The organism is Bradyrhizobium sp. ORS 86 (assembly GCF_045571475.1).
Classification (GTDB): domain Bacteria; phylum Pseudomonadota; class Alphaproteobacteria; order Rhizobiales; family Xanthobacteraceae; genus Bradyrhizobium.
Genome location: NZ_CP120699.1, coordinates 3,063,465 through 3,081,400, shown reverse-complemented (window position 1 = coordinate 3,081,400; position 17,936 = coordinate 3,063,465). Strand labels below are relative to the sequence as shown.

The following is a 17,936-nucleotide window of genomic DNA, read 5'->3' as shown; positions in this document are numbered from 1 at the left end:
CGGCGTTACTGAAACGCGACCTCGGCAAAGCTCCGCAGCTTGCGCGAATGCAGCCGCTCGGACTCCTGCTGCTTGAGCCGCTCCAGCGCCCTCAGGCCGATCTCGAGATGCTGGCCGACGCGTTGCCGGTAGAACTCGCTCGCCATGCCAGCGAGCTTGATCTCGCCGTGCAGCGGCTTGTCGGAGACGCACAGCAGCGTGCCGTAGGGCACCCGGAAGCGATAGCCGTTGGCGGCAATGGCCGCTGACTCCATGTCGAGCGCGATGGCGCGCGATTGCGACATGCGCCTGATCACCGACGGCCCGCTGATCTCCCAGTTGCGGTTGTCGACGCTGGCGACCGTGCCGGTGCGCATCAGCCGCTTGAGCTCGAAGCCGGACACGCCCGTGACCTCGCCGACCGCCTCCTCGAGGGCGACCTGCATTTCCGCGAGCGCAGGGATCGGGACCCAGAGCGGCAGCTCGTGATCAAGCACGTGATCCTCGCGAACGTAGCCATGGGCAAGCACGTAATCGCCGAGCCGCTGCGTATTCCTCAGACCCGCGCAGTGCCCGATCATCAGCCAGGCATGCGGCCGCAGCACCGCGACGTGATCGGTGATGTTGCGCGCGTTGGACGGACCGATCCCGATGTTGATCAGGGTGATGCCGCGATAGTCTGGTTCGACCAGATGAAAGGCCGGCATCTGCGGCACGCGGTCCGGCGCGGTCCCACTCGTGCCGCCGCCGAGCCGCGCATTGCGCGTGATCACGTTGCCGGGCGCAACGAAAGCGTCCAGGCCGGCTTCGCCTGACGCGAGGCGCTGCTGGCACGATTGTGCGAAGGCATCGACATAGAATTGGTAATTCGTGAAGATCACGAAGTTCTGGAAGTGCTCCGGATCGGTGCCAGTGTAGTGATAGAGCCGGCGCAGCGAGTAATCGACCCGCGCCGCACGGAACAGGGCCAGCGGCTCCGGCATTCCGGGCGCCAGCTCGAACGTGCCGTCGGCGATCGCATCATCCATCGCGGCGAGATCGGGCGTATCGAACACGTCGCGCAGCGATCGCGTGAACGCCGAACTGTCGGCAATCGTCAGCGCCGCTTCGATGTTGATGTCTCGCCGGTAGGCAAAGTGGATCGGGATCGGCTCGTTCGACTGGCCGATCTCGACGGCCACACCGTGATTCTTGATCAACAGGCCGATCTGCTCGGTAAGATAGGTTCTGAAGATGTCGGGGCGCGTGACGCTGGTCTCATGCACGCCCGGCCCCGCGACAAAGCCGTAGGCAAGCCGGGAATCGAGCCGCGCATGCGACGATGTCGTGATGCGCACGAACGGATAATGCGCCCGCACGCGCGTCGTGAATGACACGCCGTTGACGTACGCCTCAAAGCGATCGCGAAGGAACTGGGTGTTACGCTCGTAAATCTCTTCGAGACGGCCGACGGCCGCACCGGCATCGACGAAGGCTTCGGTTGCAAACGGGGGCGGAGTTTCGAGGAGCGGTGCAGGAGACATTGCGCTTCAACCGGTAATTGGCCGTTGAAGTATAACAACAATCGACTCGTTGGTTCCAGCCAGCCCCGGAATGATGCATGCTGCCGGAGTTGCAGGCCGGATGGTTCGAAGTCGCTTAGGCTCGACTCGGGACCACCATCAGGACGAGCCGGCGCTCTGGCGCTATTTCGGGGCTGCAGAAGGAGGTAACGACCTGCGATCCGCTCGGCCTACTGGATCCTCGCGAGCACGGCGAGGCGGCGGATGCCCTTGTTGCGGTAGGCGTCGAGGAATGCGTAGTAGTTCTTGAACGAGACGCAGCCGTTGGAGTCGCCGTTCGGGCCGAGCATGTAGGTGTGCGCGAGCAGGCCGACGCGGTTGTAGATCCGGCCTTCGCCGCCGATCGGGTTGAGCCGCAGTGCCGGCACGCCGTGGAACAGCGCCTCGCGCGGCTTCAGCTCGTAGATGTGCGGCGGTGTCACGCCGATCATCTTCATGCTCGCGGAGCGCGGATCGTCGAGCCGTGAGCCGAGACCCGAATGCGCTTCGAGCCGCGTGCCGTCGGGCAGATACACGGTCTTGGCCGAAATGTCGTAGACCGCGGTCTGGCGATCATAAGGCGGCGAGCCGCCACGGGTTGGATCCTGATCGAGGGTCGAGGGGATGCTGCCGGTAACGTTTGCATCGGCGGACGCGTAGGAGAGCAGCCCGCCGCTCGACTCACGCTTGCCCCACAGCTTCTCGACCATGGTCTGCCGTTCGTTCGATGCGATCGACATCACCGCGGCCTTGGCGCGCGCGGCCATGTCACGCACCGTGACACCACCGGATCTTGCGGCCGACTTCGACGTGGCCGACTTGGCCTCAGCCCGCTTGGGCTCGGCGGATTTGGGCTCCACGGATTCGGCAGGCGTGTTGAGCGCGACCTGCAGGTTGGCGGCCGCTTCTTTCTTCGCGGCCTCGACCGACCTCGGCGCAGGCGCCTTGGCTTCGGCGACCTTCGCTGCGGCGGCCGGCTTCGGCGCCTCCGCGAGCTTCGGCGCATCGGCCGTCTTGACCGGATCGGTCTGCGGCGCGGCATCGGCCACTACGACGCTGGATGGAACGCCGTCCGGCGAGGCCGCAGCAAACCTTTCGTTAAACATCAGTGCCGGTGCGGCAGGCTCAGACTTGGCAGAATCCGACTTGGCCGAATCTGACTTGGCGACCTCGGCCTTCCCGGGTGGAGGCGTCAACGATGCGAACACCTCGTTGAACGACGGCGCAGGCCGTTCAGTGACCGCCACGCGGTGCTTGACGACGGGCTCATTGAGCCCCGCACTGCTCACCGATGGATAGACACTCGCCGCGAAGATATTGGCGTAGACGGTCCAGGCGCAGCCAAGCACCAATCCCGCCACCGCGGCACTGCCGAGGAAATGCTGAGGGAGAATCCTTCGGGAGGATTGCTTGCGGCGTGGCGCCCCAAGACCATACGCAGTCGCACTCGTACCCATACGCCCGGCGCTCAAAACAGGTCCACCTTGTCCCACTCGACTCGGAGCCGAACGACGTTTCGGCTCAGCGTCTCGCAGGGACGCGGATGCCCATTAAGGCGACTTTTAGTTAAATGCGACTTAACCGGATGCGATCCCCTGCAGCGCGGGAAGTGCCTGTGGCGTGGGGCTTTTTTAAGATCACACTGGATCGCGAAAGCGGATTTTTTGTCTCATCATGGGACATCCGCAGATGCCGCTGGGGCCAGCGCTGGCAGCGGCATGCGCGGGAAGAATTTCCTTGCCGATCGCCCCGCAATTTCGCGGGGATTTTGTAAGAACAATCTCCTCAGTAGGACAGCTTCGGATACCAGTCCTTGCCGCGTCCTTCGGGCGTGGTGTCAAGGATGGTCCAGAGCGGATCGAGATCGGGCGCGCCGCGCGGATCCTGGCCAGGATCGGCAGTGCCCAGCCCCATCTCGCTCGCCCAGAAATGGCGGATCGTCCCGTCGCGCCGCGTGAAGACGTTGTAGCCGGGCACGTCGGCATCATCCTTGCTGACATAGTCACGTGTGTAGTCGCCCGATGCATCAGAGTAGACCTTGTGGCGCGTCCAGCCGCGGGCGTTCTTCGCCTCGATCAGCCGCGCGATCGGCGAACGCGCCACGAAGACGAAGGAGATGCGCTGCGCGACGTCAGGCAGCTTGGCCTCCCATGTGCCCATGAACGACGTGCACATCGGACACAGCTTCTCGCGCTGCGGACCGAACATGTAGCTGTAGATGACGAGCGTCCGCTTGTTACCAAACAGGTCGGCCAGCGACACCGGGCCGGCTTCGCCGATGAACTGATAGGCCTTGGTCACCTCGCCGCCCGGCGGCAACGCACGGCGCAGTTCGGCGACGCGCTCGATCTGGCGCCGCAGTTCGATCTCCTCGATGAGCAACGCTTGGCGGGCACGACGATATTCGGCGCTCTCATTGGGAAAGCGCGTGGTGTTGGTCTTGGCGAGTTCGGCAGCAGGCTTGAGATTGGAACCGGTCATGAGTGGAACCTCATCTGGTTGACGGGCTTCCTGGAAGACGAGTCGGAGCTGGATGATATCCGACATCATCGACAAATGTTCCTACTCCAGTTCCGGTGGCGGCGAGCGATCGAGGACGTCGCCCTTCGGGCCTTCCAGAGCATCGAGCGCATAGGTCTCGATGGTCAACGGACCGCGCATGCGCTTGGCCTCGGCAACGGTCTCGATGCGGCCAAAATTGGCGCGCATCGACGCCGGCACGGCCTGCTCGACCTCATGCACATACAGCAGCTTGCCGGACAACTTCGCCGGGCTCGGCTCGGGCATGTTGACCCAGCGGATGCGCTGCCCTTGTTGCACAACACAGGTACCTTTGGGGAGATAGAACACCAGCCAGCCGGTGGTGCCGTAATCCGGCGCAAGCACACAGGTCGCGCCGATGCGCACCCGCACCGTCTCGATCTCGTCCGCGAGCTCCTGCCAGCCGACCCCGACGCTGCGCACGGTGGCGTCGCGGCGATAGCCGGACAGGACGCCGGTGTTGGCCTGCACAATCAACAGCGCAAACAGCACGACGCCGCTCGGGGTCGCCCAACGGCGGCAGAAATCGATCGTCCGCTGCTCGCGCGGCGCCCATTGCACCTGGATCGCAGCGACCGCGGCTGCGATTGCGAAGGCCGGATAGACTGGCGCAAACCAGTTGGCCTCGACCCGCGCATGCAGCGCATGCCAGGCGAAATAGACCACGATGGTCCAGAACATGGTGTTGACGAGCACCCGCGCAGCCATTGCGCCGGCACGGCGCCTGTAGAGCGCATAGAGCCCCATCACGCCGAGAATGAAGACCAGCGGGGTCGCAAACGCGAATTGAGTCGGGATCAGCTCGGCGATGAAGGTTGGCCGGAAATCCTCGATCCGGGCGCGGCCCATCTGTTTGATGAACGACACCCAATGGTGACCGGCATTCCAGAGAATGACTGGCGCAAACATTCCCAGCGCGACCAGGCCACCGAGATAGAGCCAGGGCGAGAGAAACCAGCGGCGCAGCTTCGGTACCATCGCAAGCCAGATCAGGATCGCAGGGCCGAAGAACAGCGCTGTGTATTTCGACAATAGCGCCGCGCCGGCGCTGGCGCCGACGGCAAGCCACCAGGCACCGCGGCCGCTCTCCAGCACCTTTGCGAGCGAGAACAGCAGCAGGCTCGCCGCAACCAGGAGCGGCGCGTCCGGTGTCACGATCAGCGTGCCGACGGCTGCCATCAGCGTGGCGTTGAGCAGGATCGTGGCGCTTGCGGCAACGCGCTGGCCGCCGAACAGGATCGCGGACGCCTGGTAGACCGCCCAGCTCATCGGCAGCGCAAGCAGGACCGAGACCAGCCGCACACCGAGCGGCGTGTCGCCAGCGATCATCGTGCCGAGCCGGATCACGACCGCCACCATTGGTGGATGATCGTAATAGCCGCCGGCCAGCGCCTTCGACCACATCCAGTAATAGGCTTCGTCGAAGGTCAGCGGTGTCCAGGCCGCAGCCGCAAGCCGCAACGCGACCAGCGCGCAGACCACGAGAGCGGTGTTGAGGGCAAGCCGCCCCTCGTTCGGATTCATGCCAGCGTCATCGCTTGCGCCAGACGAACAGCCCGGACATCGCGTAGTTCCAGACCACGCCCATCAGCGCGCCCGCCGCGCCCGCAAGCCACCAGATCGGCTCCTGATCGTAGACAGAGAACGCGACACCGACATTGGCGAGCAGACCGACGCCGCAGACGAGATAGAACAGCAGCAGGCCGCGCACGATCGCAAAGCCCTTCAGCCGCTGGTCGCGGTAAGTCAGGAAGTTGTTGAGGATGAAATTGCTGGTCATGGCGACGATCGCGCCGGTGGCCTGCGCTTCCGGGAATGGCGCGCGGAACACCTCGAGCGCGATGAACAGCGCGGCAAGATGCACCACCAGACCGAGCGCGCCGACCATCGCGAACAACAGGAAGCGGAGCGAGATCACGTCATGCGTCAGCTTCGCGAGTACGAGCCCGACGAAGTCCAGCGCGACCATCGAGTCGAGCTTGCTTTCGCCGTGCTGGCGGGCGCCAAACGTGTAGGGGATTTCGACCGTGCGCAGCTTGCCATGCGCGGTCGCGACCACGTCGAGCAGGATCTTGAAGCCCTGGGTCGACAGTTGCGGCGCGAGTTGCTCGAAGCGGTCGCGGCGGATCATGAAGAAGCCGCTCATGGGATCGGCGATCTCGACCTTCAGCGCACGGCGCGCGATTTCGGTGGCGAAGGCGCTGGCGCCGGCACGGCTCTTGTTGAAGCCCGCGGCACGATAGCCCTCGATGTAGCGGCTGCCGACCACCAGTTCGGCCTTGCCGCTCTGCAACAACGCCAGCATCTGCGGGAGCTGGGTCTCGTCGTGCTGCAGGTCGGCATCGATCACCGCTGCATGGGGCGCGCTCGAGGCCAGGATGCCCTCGATGCAGGCGCCCGACAGGCCGCGTCGGCCGATCCGGCGGATGCAGCGGACGCGTGGGTCCCGCCGCGCCAGGCCGCGCACCACGCCCCAGGTTCCATCGGGTGAGTTGTCGTCGACGAAGATGACTTCCCAGGCCACGTCCTTCAACGTCGCGTCGAGGCGCCGGTACAGGACCGTGACATTGTCGCGTTCGTTGAAGGTGGGGACGACGACCGAAAGTTGCGGCAAACCAGCGGCCTGCGACGGGATTTCGGGGCCCGGTTTGATGGCGTCATTCATGAGCGCCAGCGTATAGCCGCAGCCTCTCCCGCTGCCAAGGCGGACGGGGACCAAACACATCTCGGAAGGCGGGAAAACAGGGTCGAAATACCCCCGGAAATACCAACGACCACAACAAGGGCCGCGCGTACATCCGGCGCAGCCAGCATTGTCGTGGTCGTCCCAGCGCCGGAGCCCTCGCGGGCTGCAACGTCGCCGTTCGTTCTCACATAGGAAGGCCCGGACCTGCCCGCAAGGGCCAGGATCGCTAGTTGTTCGGGACTTCCCGGATCACCGGGCCTCGTGGTGTCGGCGCGGGCGCAGGCTCCGGGGCGGGGGCCGCCTGCTGCTGCGCCGTGGCGGGCGGCGGAGGATTATGGATTTGGCTGGGCGAGGGCCCATAGATGAACGCCGCCACCAGCACGATGGCCGCGACCAGAGCGCCCAAAAAGCCTGCCATCGATTGAGAACTCATACCGGATCGTCCCTCGCCTCTGCGCCGATTGATATCAAAAATCGGCCAGCCGCAACAGGACTTGGCTGTCTATTTGGCCGCCGCCCCGCGCCGGACGAACGCGCTCACGATGTCCTTTTGCGCGAGCTCGATCGCGCGATTGGCGGTCGCCAGATTCGCGTCGGGTCCCTCCTTCGGAAATTGCAGCGACAGGAAGTCGATCAGCGACACCCGGAAATTCTGCCGCTCCGAGGCGCAGACGCTTGCAATCAGCGAGGTGAACTCCTGGTCGGACATCGCCTTGTTGCTGTCGCGGGGATATTCGCGGGCGAGACAATTCCAGTAAGCATCGCGGCCGCTGACCGCGAGCTTATGCGCATCGTCGACCTCGTCGGCAACGGCGGCGGAGGACGTGATCAAGAGGACGGCTGCAACCAGCATGCGCATTGTTGTTCTCCCGTTTGCCGCATCCTAACGAAGACCGATCACCACGATAAGCATCGCCCCGCAAATCTGGCGAACTGGCCAATCACGATTATTTTGACTAGTCTGACCACTCCCTTCTTCTCGCGATGAGTGCAATCGTGGCCCAAGCTCCCAACAAGACAACCAAGACGGACGCAGGCAACATCTATATCGGCATCGGCGGCTGGACCTTCGAGCCATGGCGCGGGGTGTTCTATCCCGAGAAGCTCGCGCAATCGAAGGAGCTCGCCTACGCGGCATCGAAGCTGACCTCGATCGAGATCAACGGCACCTATTACGGCTCGCAGAAGCCGGAGAGCTTTCGCAAATGGGCCGGCGAGGTGCCCGACGGCTTCATCTTCTCGCTGAAGGGACCGCGCTTCGCCACCAACCGCCGCGTGCTCGCCGAAGCCGGCGATTCCGTGAAGCGCTTCTATGATTCGGGCGTGCTCGAACTGAAGGACCGGCTGGGGCCGGTGCTCTGGCAGTTCGCGCCGACCAAGAAGTTCGACGGCGCCGATTTCGGCAAGTTCCTCGAGCTGCTGCCGCGCAAGCTCGATGGCCGCGCATTGCGCCATGTCGTCGAAGTGCGCCATGACAGTTTCTGCGTGCCCGAGTTCGTCGCGCTGCTGCGCGAGTTCGAGATCCCCGTGGTGTTCGCCGAGCACGGCAAATATCCCGCGATCGCGGACGTCGTCAGCGACTTCGTCTATGCGCGGCTGCAGAAGGGCAATGACGAATTGAAGACCTGCTATCCGCCGAAGCAGCTCGACGCCTGGGCCAAGCGCTTTCAGGACTGGGCCGGCGGCGGCGAGCCGGCCGACCTGCCCCGCGTCGACAAGGGCAAGCCGAAAAAGGCCCCGCGCGATGTGTTCGCTTACGTGATCCACGAGGGCAAGGTCCGCGCGCCGGCCGGTGCGATGGAATTGATCGAACGCGTGAAGTGAGCGGCGATGGCGAGAGCGAAGACGCTGTTCACCATCGGCTATGAGCAGACGCCGTCGAAGGCGGTGCTGGACGAGCTCGAGCACGCCGGCGTCAAGCTGCTGGTGGACGTCCGCGCCATCGCCTCGTCGCGCAGGCCGGGCTTTTCCAAGACCCAGCTCGCCGCGGGCCTCGACGAGCGCGGCATCGCCTACGTCCATCTGCGCGGCCTCGGCACGCCGAAGAGCGGCCGCGAGGCGGCGCGCAGCGGCAAGTATGAGCTGCTGCACAAAATCTATTCGGCACACCTCAAGACCACACAAGCCAAGGAAGAGCTCGACGAGCTGTCGGCACTGGTGAAGAAATCCGGCCCGGTCTGCATTCTCTGCTACGAGCGCGACCACCAGCACTGCCATCGACGCTGGATCGCGGAGGCGATCGAGGAGCGCGAGGGCGTCAGGATCGAGAACCTGGTGGCGCCGCAGCTCTAGAGCATTTTCGGTTCTGATTGAATCAGAACCGAAGCTCTAGATCCCTGTTTTGACGCGTTTTCTTCACGCGAACCGGTATCCACTTCGCTCGAAAACGCTCTACCTCCCCTCGCCCGGTACGTTCAGCGTCCCTTCCATCATTTTCACGCAGCCGCCGCCGACATGCACCGACGTGATGGCGCCGCCCTGCTTGCGCACCCGCGTCAGCAGCAGGCTTGGCCGGCCCATATCGACGCCCTGCCCGATCCGCAACCGCAACTCGCCGTCGCGCAGCGGATCGATATCCGCAAGCAGCGCCGCAGCGGCCGCCGTCGCGCTGCCGGTGGCCGGGTCCTCGGACATCCCGCTGGCGCCCGGGTGGAACATGCGTGCCTGCAAGTCCAGGGGCTGCTCGCTTAGCGGGACATCGCGCGTGTAGAAATAGACGACGTCACGTCCGATGCGCGCCCGTGCCCTGTCGAAGGCCGCGGCATCCGGCCGGGCCCGCTTCAGCGCCTCGCGCGAGGCGATCTCCACCGCCAGGAACGGCAGCCCGACCGAGACGACCTGCGGCGCGTGGCGATCGGTTCTCACGTCGCTCGCCGACAGTGACAGGCACGCCGCCGCCTCGGTCGCACTCACCTCGTTGGTCCGCTGCAGCTTCTCCGGCGCGGTCAGCTCGGCGCCGATCACGCGTCCGCCATCGGTGAGGATCTCGACAGGCACCAGCCCCGCCTTCTCCTCGAAGACCAGCCGCGCCGGGGCCTTTGCGGCCTGTGTTGCCAGCACGAACGCCGTGCCGACATTGGGATGGCCTGCGAACGGAATTTCCGAGCGCACCGTGAAGATGCGCACCTGGGCATCGTGCGCTGAGTCCTGCGGCGGCAGCACGAAGGTCGTCTCGGAATAGTTGAACTCGGTCGCGATCGCCTGCATCTGCGCCGTCGAGAGCCCGCCGGCGTCGAGCACAACGGCGAGCGGGTTGCCACCGAAGGCCTGGTCGGTGAAAACGTCGACGGTGATATAGCGCCGCTGCATCTTGTCTGTCCTCATGCTTTCCGATCGTCATCGACCGGACGCTCGGATCGTAACACGGCCGGGAAGACGCTCTTCAGAGCATTCGGTGCAATCAAATCTTGGATGCGAAACAGCTCGCCCGGCGATGCCGGCATACCCTACCCCAGTTGCCAGACCGGGACGGGGCGGTCGTAGCCCCTCACCGGCACCTCGCCGCGCGGCACGGCATCCTTGCCGTGGTCACCGAGCGCATCGCGCACCGCGGAGGAGATCAGGAATTGCGAACCGAGTTCCTTGTTGAGCGCCTCGAGCCGCGCAGCGAAATTCACGGTGTCGCCGATCACGGTGTATTCCTTGCGCCGCGGCGAGCCGATATTGCCGGCGACGACCTCGCCAACGTGAACGCCGATGCCGATCCGCAGCGGCCAGCTCGACGACTCATTGGCGCGCTCGTTCGCCGCAAGCATCTCGCGCGCGGCCGCGACCGCATGCTGCGCGGCATCGCCTGATTCAAGCGGCGCACCGAACAGCGCAAGAAAGCCGTCACCGAGAAACTTGTTCACGATGCCGCCATGGCGATCCAGGATTTCGACCAGAACTGCGAAGGCGCCGTCGAGCCGATCCACGACCTCCTGCGGCGAGCGCGTGCGGGCGCTGGCGGTGAAGCTGCGGAAATCGACGAACATCACCGCGACGCGCCGGATGTCGCTCTCCGTGCTCGCCCCTTCGGCCATCAGCCGCTCGACCACCTGCGGCGAGACGTGCTGGCCGAACAGATTGGTAATGCGGTCGCGCGCGGTAGCGGCCGCGATGCTGGCCTCGAACTGCCGGCGCAGTTGCATGCCGACCGCGCCGGCGAGCACGCCGCAGATCAGGACGATCGTGCTGCGCGCCGCGTGATAGTAGACACCTTGTTCCGCCGCGCCCGGTCCTGCGGGGTGGAAGAACACCGCCATGTAGAACAATTCCGATGCCGCCACGAAGCCGGTGAAGGTCGACAGCCAGAAATCGAGCCGCAGCGTCGAGAGAATGATGAAGACGAAATAGACCAACGGTGCCACGAAGCCGAGCGCCTGCTCCGGCCCCATGCTGTTGATGTGCATCCCCAGCACGACGGTCGGCAGCGACGTCTCGACCACGACGCCGATGTAGCGGCGGATCACCGGCAAATCGCGTCCCTTGCGCATGTGCCAGGTGATCGCGCCATGCACCCACAGCTCGAACAGGATCAGCGGAATGATAACGTAGAAGACGTAAACGGGGCTGAGATTGCCGCGCCAGACGCGACTGACCGCCTCTGGCGCGAGGAAGTCAATGGCCAGACTGACTGCGCCGAGCACGACAGCGGTACCGATCAGCACCCTGATGCGGAGCAACTCCGTGCGCATGACCTCGCGCATCAGCGCGTGATGGAAGTCGGCCGATAAGGACGCGAGTTGCACCGCAGTTTTCTGTTTGCGCCAGAGCCCGATCACTTCCTACCCCGTCATTCCGGGGCGATGCGTCGCATCCAACCCGGACTCTCGAGGTTCCGGGTTCGTCGCTGCCGCGACGCCCCGGAACGACGATAACCAACTTCTCACATCCTAAGCTCAATCCAGCGTGCGGCGGAAGCGTGTCACCGCGACCGTCATCGCGAACAACATCAAGGCGGCCAGTGCAATCGTGTCATATTGCAGGTTCTGCATGCCGGCGCCCTTCAGCATGATCGCACGGACGATCCGCACAAAATGGGTCAGCGGCAGCACCTCGCCGACATATTGCGCCCAGACCGGCATGCCTGCGAACGGAAACATGAAGCCGGAAAGCAGGATGCTCGGCAGGAAGAACATCATCGAGAGCTGCATCGCCTGTAGCTGGTTCTGCACGATGGTCGAGAAGGTATAGCCGATCGACAAATTGGTGGTGATGAACAGCGTGGTCAGCAACCCGAGCAGCAGCAGACTGCCGAGGACCGGCACGCCGAACAGCAGGACGCCGATGCCGATGATCAATGCGGCCTGCACGAAGCCGACGATCACGTAAGGAATGATCTTCCCGAACATCACCTCCACCGGCTTGATCGGCATCGACAGCAGGCTCTCCATCGTGCCGCGCTCGATCTCGCGCGTCACCGAGAGCGCGGTGAAGATCAGCATGGTCATGGTCAGAATGGTTCCGACCAGGCCGGGCACGATGTTGAGCCGCGATTCCGCCGCCGGATTGTAGCGAGCATGAGCGCGGATCTCGAACGGCATCTCGGGCGGATCGCCGATATGCAGATCGTGCGCCAGCGCAGATTGCACCAGCGGCCCCAGCGCGCCCAACGCCGAACCGGCCGCCACCGGATCGGTGGCGTCGGCCGCGACCAGCAGCGCCGGCTTGTCGCCGCGCCGCACCGCGCGCTCGAACCCGCGCGGGATCTCGACGCCGAACAGCACCTTGCCGGACTGCAGCAGCTCGTCGAACTCGTCAACAGTGTGGACCTCGCGAGTGAAGCGGAAATAGGCGGTGTTCTCCATCGCCTTCAGGATCGAGCGGCCAAGGTCGGTATCCTCCTGCAACAGCACCGCGGTCGGCAAGTGGCGCGGCGTGGTGTTGATGGCGTAGCCGAACAACAATAGCTGCATCACCGGGATCATGATGATCATGGCGAACGACACACGGTCGCGGCGAAGCTGGATGAATTCCTTGACCAGCATCGCATAGCTGCGCCGCCAGAAGCCGAAGGACGGCTCCCTTTGCTCGCCATTCCGGATCGTATCAGTCGCGCTCATTGGAAATTGTCCCTCGAGCGCCCCATCAGGTCGATGAAGACGTCTTCAAGCGACGGCTCGCTTGCCTGCCAGTGCCATTTCGCATCGTCGCGATATGGCGCAATGGCCGCTTCCAGCGCGGCCTTATCGCGGCCGGAGACGTGCAGGCTGGTGCCGAACGGCGCCACCATGTCGATCCCGGGCTTGCCGGTCAGCTCGGCCGGCAGGCCGTTGAGGTCGTCGCCGGTTACCGTGTAGGTCGATAGCGCGGAGTTCGCGATCACCTCGTCCACGGTGCCGCGGACCAGGAGGTGGCCGTAGGCGATATAAGCGATCTCGTGGCAGCGCTCGGCCTCATCCATGTAGTGGGTCGAGACCAGCACGGTGAGGCCCTCGGCGGCGAGTGCGTGGATCTCGTTCCAGAAATCGCGCCGCGCCTTCGGGTCGACGCCGGCGGTCGGCTCGTCCAGCAGCAGCAGTTGCGGATTTGGCAACGTGCAGGCGCCGAGCGCCAGCCGCTGCTTCCAGCCGCCGGACAGCTCACCGGCGAGCTGTTCCTCGCGCCCCCTGAGCCCGATCCGCGCGATCATGTCGGCCGCGGCGCCGCGCGCGTCCGGCAAGCCATAGAGCCGCGCCACGAATTCGAGGTTCTCCCGCACCGAGAGATCCTGATAGAGGCTGAAGCGCTGGGTCATGTAGCCGACCTTGCGCTTGATCTTGTCGGCGTCGCGCCGGATGTCGTAGCCGAGACAGGTGCCGCTGCCGCTGTCGGGCGTCAGCAGGCCACAGAGCATGCGGATCGTCGTGGTCTTGCCGCTGCCGTTGGGGCCAAGGAAGCCGTAGATCGAGCCGCGCTTGACCTGCATCGAGAGGTCATGGACCACCTCGCGCCCGCCGAACGATTTGGACAGGCCCTCGACATCGATGGCGATGCCAGGTGCGGTGGGCCGCGCGTTGGTCGAGCCGCCGTTCATTGCCGGTCCGCCACCGGAGTCTTGGGGTTGAAATAGATGCTGATCGGCTGGCCAACACGCAAGGCATCGGGCCGGCTCGGCCGCGCCTGGATCAGGTAGACCAGCTTGTTGCGCTCGTCGAGGCTGTAGATGACGGGAGGCGTATATTCGGCCGTGGTGGCGATGAAATAGATCTTGGCGGTGAGATCGGCGGCGCAGTTGTCGCAGGTGACCCTCACCTCGTCGCCGATCGCGAGCTTCGGCAGCTCACTCTCCGGCACGAAGAAGCGCAGCTTCATGTTGCCGGGCGGCATGATCGACAACACCGGCCGTTGCGCCTGCACCATCTCCCCTTCGCGGAAGTAGATTTGCTGGACCGTACCGGCGATCGGCGCGAAACCCTTGCGCCGGTCCAGCCGGGTCTGTGATGTCTTGACGCGAGCCTCGGCCACACGCAGCGACGAGACCGCGGAATCCAGCGTCGCCTGGGTGCCCGCGCCGGTGCTCCTCAAGGACGCGGCGCGGTCATAGCTCTGCTGCGCGTTGGCCAGCGTGGCGTTGCTCTGGTTGAGGTCGGCCTTCTGCAAATCGTCGTCGACGGAATAGAGCAGATCGCCAGGCTTGACCTCGTCCCCTTCGCGCACATTGAGCCTGATGACTCGGCCGGATTCGTCGGGGCTGACGAAGATCATGTCGGCCTCGACCCAACCCTGGAAGCCGGGATCCCGGGTATCCTTGCAGCCGGCGAGTGCCGCCGCCAGCGCGAGCGCCGCCAGCAGCTTCACCGCGTGCGACGAGATCATGACGCCCTCCGTTCGCCGAAGATCAGATCGAGATGAACCCTGAACATCGCGATCGCATCCAGCGGCGCATGCCTAGCGAACAGGCTCTGCCAGATCACCGCGACGATCGCGGGTGCGACGAGCAACTGGGGGAATTGCACAAGCTGTTTCTGCCGGATTTCGCCACGCGAGATCCCGAGCTGGACCAATGCGGTCATGCCCGCCAGCCCCTTCGATACCACCTCGCGGAAATAGAAGTCGGCGAGCGCCGGAAAGCGCGGTCCTTCGGCCACGATCAGGCGGATGATGTCGGCGCGCGGAGTCGAGATGATCTCGCGGATGAAGGTCTCCGCGAACCGCTCCACCGCGTCGCGTACCGGACCCGCAAGGGCCGGCGGCGCAGCCATCCGATCGATCAGAGGCACGAGCGCGGTGCGGATCAGCTCCTCGAACATCGATTCCTTATCCTTGAAGTGCAGGTAGATGGTGCCCTTGGCGACCCCTGCCCGCTTCGCGATGTCGTCGAGCCGGGTCGCGGCAAAACCCCGTGCAACGAACTCCTCCATCGCCGCCGCGACGATCGCGGCGCGCCGCTCCGCCGATCTCTCGGAGCGATTCCCGACCCGCGTGGCACCCAGCGGGTTCGGCGAGGTCACCTTCGGGACATTGGCCGACGCGGCTCTCGCGATGGTCCGCCTTGCGGCGGGTATTGCGGTCGATGGTTTGCTGCGCTTGGTCATGCGTAAATTATGACTGACTGGTCAGTCATTGTCAAGACCAGAAGATCGGAATACCCCCGCCGGGTATCCTGGAGTCTGCCGCCGAGTAGGATCCCGCGCCTGTCGCCGCGCAACTACCTTTTCGCGACAGGGCTCGTGCGAGCTTTGCATCTCGTTCCGCCCTCTCTTGGACAGAGGTAAAGCGGGTGCCGATCGCACCCATGGGCCCCGAGCAATGGTAGAAAGCTCGGGTAGGACCACAGGTGTACCGGAAACACTCCGGCTTTCCCTGCACGATGGGTTACGGCTTATACGTGCTCGCCCCGGCGAGTCCGGGCTTGGTTGTCACCGTCCCCGCGAAGATGCTGCGCATCTCGCGGGAGACACCTGCCACTAGGTGTGAGGGAGCCTGAACATTGTGCTCGCCTTACAGACAAACGAGCCTGCGCGGATTGCGCTCACGCAAGGTCCGCCGGACACGCCACGCATCCATCGCTAGCTGTGAAACTTCAGCCCGTCGAGAATCTTGTCGACCACCTTGCGCTTGGCGCGGACGGCGAGACCGACGAGATTGAGATCGCCGCGCGCGACCGCCCTCACCACCTCGCGGTTGGCGGCGTCATGCGTGGTCTTGAACATGTCCTCGGTGTAGAGCGCCGGCACCACGTTGCGGCTCAGCGCACGCTCCAGCGCCCGCGACAGCGCAGGCCGATCGGCGCCGTAGATCAGGATCGGCTGGCCGATCAGGGACAGATATCTGGTCCCTGAGCCGTCTTCGTAATTCTCGCCGACGCATTCCGGAAAGGAAGCCGCGATACCGCCGGACAGAAAGGACGCGACGTTGAGCTTCTGCCAGACTTCAAGGTCATTGCGGATTACGACCGCGATCTTGGTGTCGAACTGCATGGCGCAAATGTAGCGGAAGGTCACCGGACAAGACCAGCACCTATGATCACATCGCAGACGCCACGGCATGGCGATAGCTGCCTCGAACCAGATCTCGGAGCGGCTGCCGGCATGTCCGCTCTGGATCGCGCAAAGCCGTTCGCGCCGAGAAGGAAGGCAATGGTCAGTTCCTGGGCCGTGTAGTAGACTCGGCAATCACCAGCATATTTCGAGGCATTGCATCATCACCAGCAAGGCCGATGTTGTTGTAGACCATTCGTGGTCTGACTCTCAATTGCAGAAGCCGCCTGGCAATACCGTCACTTTTACGGCGCCGTCTGAGTAGCATTGCACCCGGGATGTCGCTGCACTCATCCGGGCCACGTGGTCAGGACCCAATCAGATAATGGCGTACGCATCGAGCGTATGGCCGAAACGCATTTCAACCCACGCTGGGGAAACACGCAAGATGAGCAACTGGATACATAATCTTTCAGTGCCCTGGATGGCGCTGGTGATCTTCGGCTTTACCTATCTTCTTGCCATCCTTGTTTTCGCAGTCGTCACAATCCTGGCGACGAAGGAGCGCACGGCTTCGTTCAAATCGATCTCGCCGGGCATATTGCCGGTGCTTGGCATCCTGTTCGGCCTGTTCGTCGCTTTCGTCGCGGCACAGGTCTGGGGCGACAGCGACCGTGCCGGCGCGGCGGTGAGCCGCGAAGCGAGTTCGCTGCGTGCGGTTGTGTTACTCGCCGGCGCCCTGCCGCCGGAGCAGGCGGCGCGCGTGCGCGGCCTGGTTCGCGACTACATTGAGCGGACGGTCGCCGAGGAATGGCCGATGATGGCGCGGGAGGCTGCCTCGCTCAAGCCGGCTCCTCCCGCCCTCACCGAGGCGCTACAGCTTGTGGTCGCGATTCCGACTCAGAGCTCGGGCCAGCAGACGGCGCAGCGCGAAATCGTCGCCGCGTTGGAGTCGGCGCTGGATGCGCGGCGACAGCGGATCATCATCAGCCAATCGGAAGTCAATCCGGTGAAGTGGTGGTGCCTCTATTTGCAGGCCATCTGCGAGCTGCTGGCGATCGCGCTCGTTCACTGCGACAACCGGCTCGGATCGGCGATCGCAATGGGACTGTTCGCGAGCGGCGTGGCGACCGCGGTGCTGCTGATCGCCGCGCACGACCGGCCGTTCACCGGTGAGATCTCGATTGCGCCCACGCCATTGCTGCAGATCATGCCGGACAAGGAAGCGAGCCGCTAAGCGCGATGAGATTGCATCGTCATCGGACTTTGGCCCGCTCATCCGGGCTGCGATCGCTGCCGCTCTACCCCCTGGCGTCGCAGGCCCAGGCGCGGATCACGCATTCCTTGCCGCCATATTCGTAGCACTTGCGGGTGGCGGCGTTGAGCGAGCTCGAGATCTTCGGCGCCACCGCGTAGCCATGGGCGCCGCAGGGATTGGCCATGTCGATCGAGAGCGCGGCGCAGGCGCGCTTCATGGTAACCGCGGTGCAGTCCCCCTGGCACTGCTTCAGTGCGGCCGCGCGCGCTGCTTGTTCGGCCGGATAGTCATAAGCCTGGCCGTAGGCGCCGCATTTGCCGACCGCGAATGCACCGGCGGCCCAGGCCTTGCTGACGAAGTTTTCGGTGACGACAAGCGTGGCGCCAAGCAGCGGCGTCAAGACAACAATCATCATCGCGCGGCGCTGCGCGGCGGCGGTCGAAATAATCAAGATGGAAATCCCCCAAACTCCGCGGGCGACACTATTCGGGGGTCGTTTCCAGATGGTGAATGACGGGTCGATGCGCGGCTCCAACCACACGTCGTCC

The 17,936-nt window shown here is 64.4% G+C and carries 17 protein-coding genes; 3 read left to right on the top strand and 14 right to left on the bottom strand.

What is annotated here, in order from left to right:
- Positions 1 to 5: 5 nt before the first annotated feature.
- The 6 genes from P6U25_RS13910 to P6U25_RS13885 all read right to left on the bottom strand — a co-directional run bounded on the left by P6U25_RS13910 (position 6) and on the right by P6U25_RS13885 (position 7,606).
- Positions 6 to 1,502, bottom strand: coding sequence for an AMP nucleosidase (locus P6U25_RS13910; protein ID WP_407151732.1), 1,497 nt, complete (start codon positions 1,500 to 1,502; stop codon positions 6 to 8).
- Between the two features lie 209 nt (positions 1,503 to 1,711).
- The gene (locus tag P6U25_RS13905; RefSeq protein WP_407151731.1) at positions 1,712 to 2,881 is read right to left on the bottom strand and encodes a tlde1 domain-containing protein; all 1,170 of its coding nucleotides are present in this window, start codon (positions 2,879 to 2,881) and stop codon (positions 1,712 to 1,714) included.
- Between the two features lie 424 nt (positions 2,882 to 3,305).
- A complete protein-coding gene (locus tag P6U25_RS13900; protein WP_407151730.1) occupies positions 3,306 to 4,001 on the bottom strand; it encodes a DUF899 family protein in 696 nt (231 codons plus the stop codon).
- Positions 4,002 to 4,082: 81 nt separating this feature from the next.
- Positions 4,083 to 5,585: a glycosyltransferase family 39 protein gene (locus P6U25_RS13895; protein WP_407151729.1), complete on the bottom strand. Its 1,503-nt coding sequence runs from the start codon at positions 5,583 to 5,585 to the stop codon at positions 4,083 to 4,085.
- A 7-nt stretch (positions 5,586 to 5,592) separates the two neighbouring features.
- Complete coding sequence (locus tag P6U25_RS13890; RefSeq protein WP_407151728.1) at positions 5,593 to 6,726, bottom strand: glycosyltransferase; 1,134 nt, start codon at positions 6,724 to 6,726, stop codon at positions 5,593 to 5,595.
- 523 nt (positions 6,727 to 7,249) lie between these two features.
- On the bottom strand, positions 7,250 to 7,606 hold the full coding sequence (locus P6U25_RS13885; protein WP_407151727.1) for a hypothetical protein: 357 nt from the start codon (positions 7,604 to 7,606) through the stop codon (positions 7,250 to 7,252).
- Between the two features lie 125 nt (positions 7,607 to 7,731).
- Between P6U25_RS13885 and P6U25_RS13880 the strand changes: the two genes are divergently transcribed.
- Positions 7,732 to 8,571, top strand: coding sequence for a DUF72 domain-containing protein (locus P6U25_RS13880; RefSeq protein ID WP_407151726.1), 840 nt, complete (start codon positions 7,732 to 7,734; stop codon positions 8,569 to 8,571).
- 6 nt (positions 8,572 to 8,577) lie between these two features.
- The gene (locus P6U25_RS13875) at positions 8,578 to 9,039 is read left to right on the top strand and encodes a DUF488 family protein (protein WP_407151725.1); all 462 of its coding nucleotides are present in this window, start codon (positions 8,578 to 8,580) and stop codon (positions 9,037 to 9,039) included.
- A gap of 99 nt (positions 9,040 to 9,138) precedes the next feature.
- Here P6U25_RS13875 and P6U25_RS13870 read toward each other — a convergent pair whose 3' ends face one another.
- The 7 genes from P6U25_RS13870 to P6U25_RS13840 all read right to left on the bottom strand — a co-directional run bounded on the left by P6U25_RS13870 (position 9,139) and on the right by P6U25_RS13840 (position 16,130).
- Positions 9,139 to 10,056: a PhzF family phenazine biosynthesis protein gene (locus P6U25_RS13870; protein ID WP_407151724.1), complete on the bottom strand. Its 918-nt coding sequence runs from the start codon at positions 10,054 to 10,056 to the stop codon at positions 9,139 to 9,141.
- Positions 10,057 to 10,193: 137 nt separating this feature from the next.
- Complete coding sequence (locus P6U25_RS13865; RefSeq protein WP_407152513.1) at positions 10,194 to 11,435, bottom strand: adenylate/guanylate cyclase domain-containing protein; 1,242 nt, start codon at positions 11,433 to 11,435, stop codon at positions 10,194 to 10,196.
- A gap of 192 nt (positions 11,436 to 11,627) precedes the next feature.
- Positions 11,628 to 12,791 (bottom strand): ABC transporter permease, encoded by a 1,164-nt coding sequence (locus P6U25_RS13860; RefSeq protein ID WP_407151723.1) that lies wholly within the window; start codon positions 12,789 to 12,791, stop codon positions 11,628 to 11,630.
- Positions 12,788 to 13,744 (bottom strand): ABC transporter ATP-binding protein, encoded by a 957-nt coding sequence (locus P6U25_RS13855; protein WP_407151722.1) that lies wholly within the window; start codon positions 13,742 to 13,744, stop codon positions 12,788 to 12,790. The genes P6U25_RS13860 and P6U25_RS13855 overlap by 4 nt, the downstream gene beginning before the upstream one ends.
- Positions 13,741 to 14,526 carry an HlyD family secretion protein gene (locus tag P6U25_RS13850; protein WP_407151721.1) on the bottom strand — a complete coding sequence of 262 codons (786 nt, stop codon included), beginning with the start codon at positions 14,524 to 14,526 and terminating at the stop codon, positions 13,741 to 13,743. Before P6U25_RS13850 ends, P6U25_RS13855 begins: the two co-directional genes overlap by 4 nt.
- Entirely contained in the window at positions 14,523 to 15,245 is a 723-nt protein-coding gene (locus tag P6U25_RS13845; RefSeq protein WP_407151720.1) for a TetR/AcrR family transcriptional regulator, read from the bottom strand. Before P6U25_RS13845 ends, P6U25_RS13850 begins: the two co-directional genes overlap by 4 nt.
- Positions 15,246 to 15,719: 474 nt before the next feature.
- Entirely contained in the window at positions 15,720 to 16,130 is a 411-nt protein-coding gene (locus P6U25_RS13840; protein WP_407152512.1) for a DUF2000 family protein, read from the bottom strand.
- Positions 16,131 to 16,578: 448 nt separating this feature from the next.
- On the opposite strand from P6U25_RS13840, the gene P6U25_RS13835 reads away from it, so the two are divergent.
- Positions 16,579 to 17,367 carry a DUF4239 domain-containing protein gene (locus tag P6U25_RS13835; RefSeq protein WP_407151719.1) on the top strand — a complete coding sequence of 263 codons (789 nt, stop codon included), beginning with the start codon at positions 16,579 to 16,581 and terminating at the stop codon, positions 17,365 to 17,367.
- Between the two features lie 64 nt (positions 17,368 to 17,431).
- Here P6U25_RS13835 and P6U25_RS13830 read toward each other — a convergent pair whose 3' ends face one another.
- A complete protein-coding gene (locus P6U25_RS13830; protein ID WP_407151718.1) occupies positions 17,432 to 17,839 on the bottom strand; it encodes a DUF4189 domain-containing protein in 408 nt (135 codons plus the stop codon).
- Positions 17,840 to 17,936: the final 97 nt, after the last annotated feature.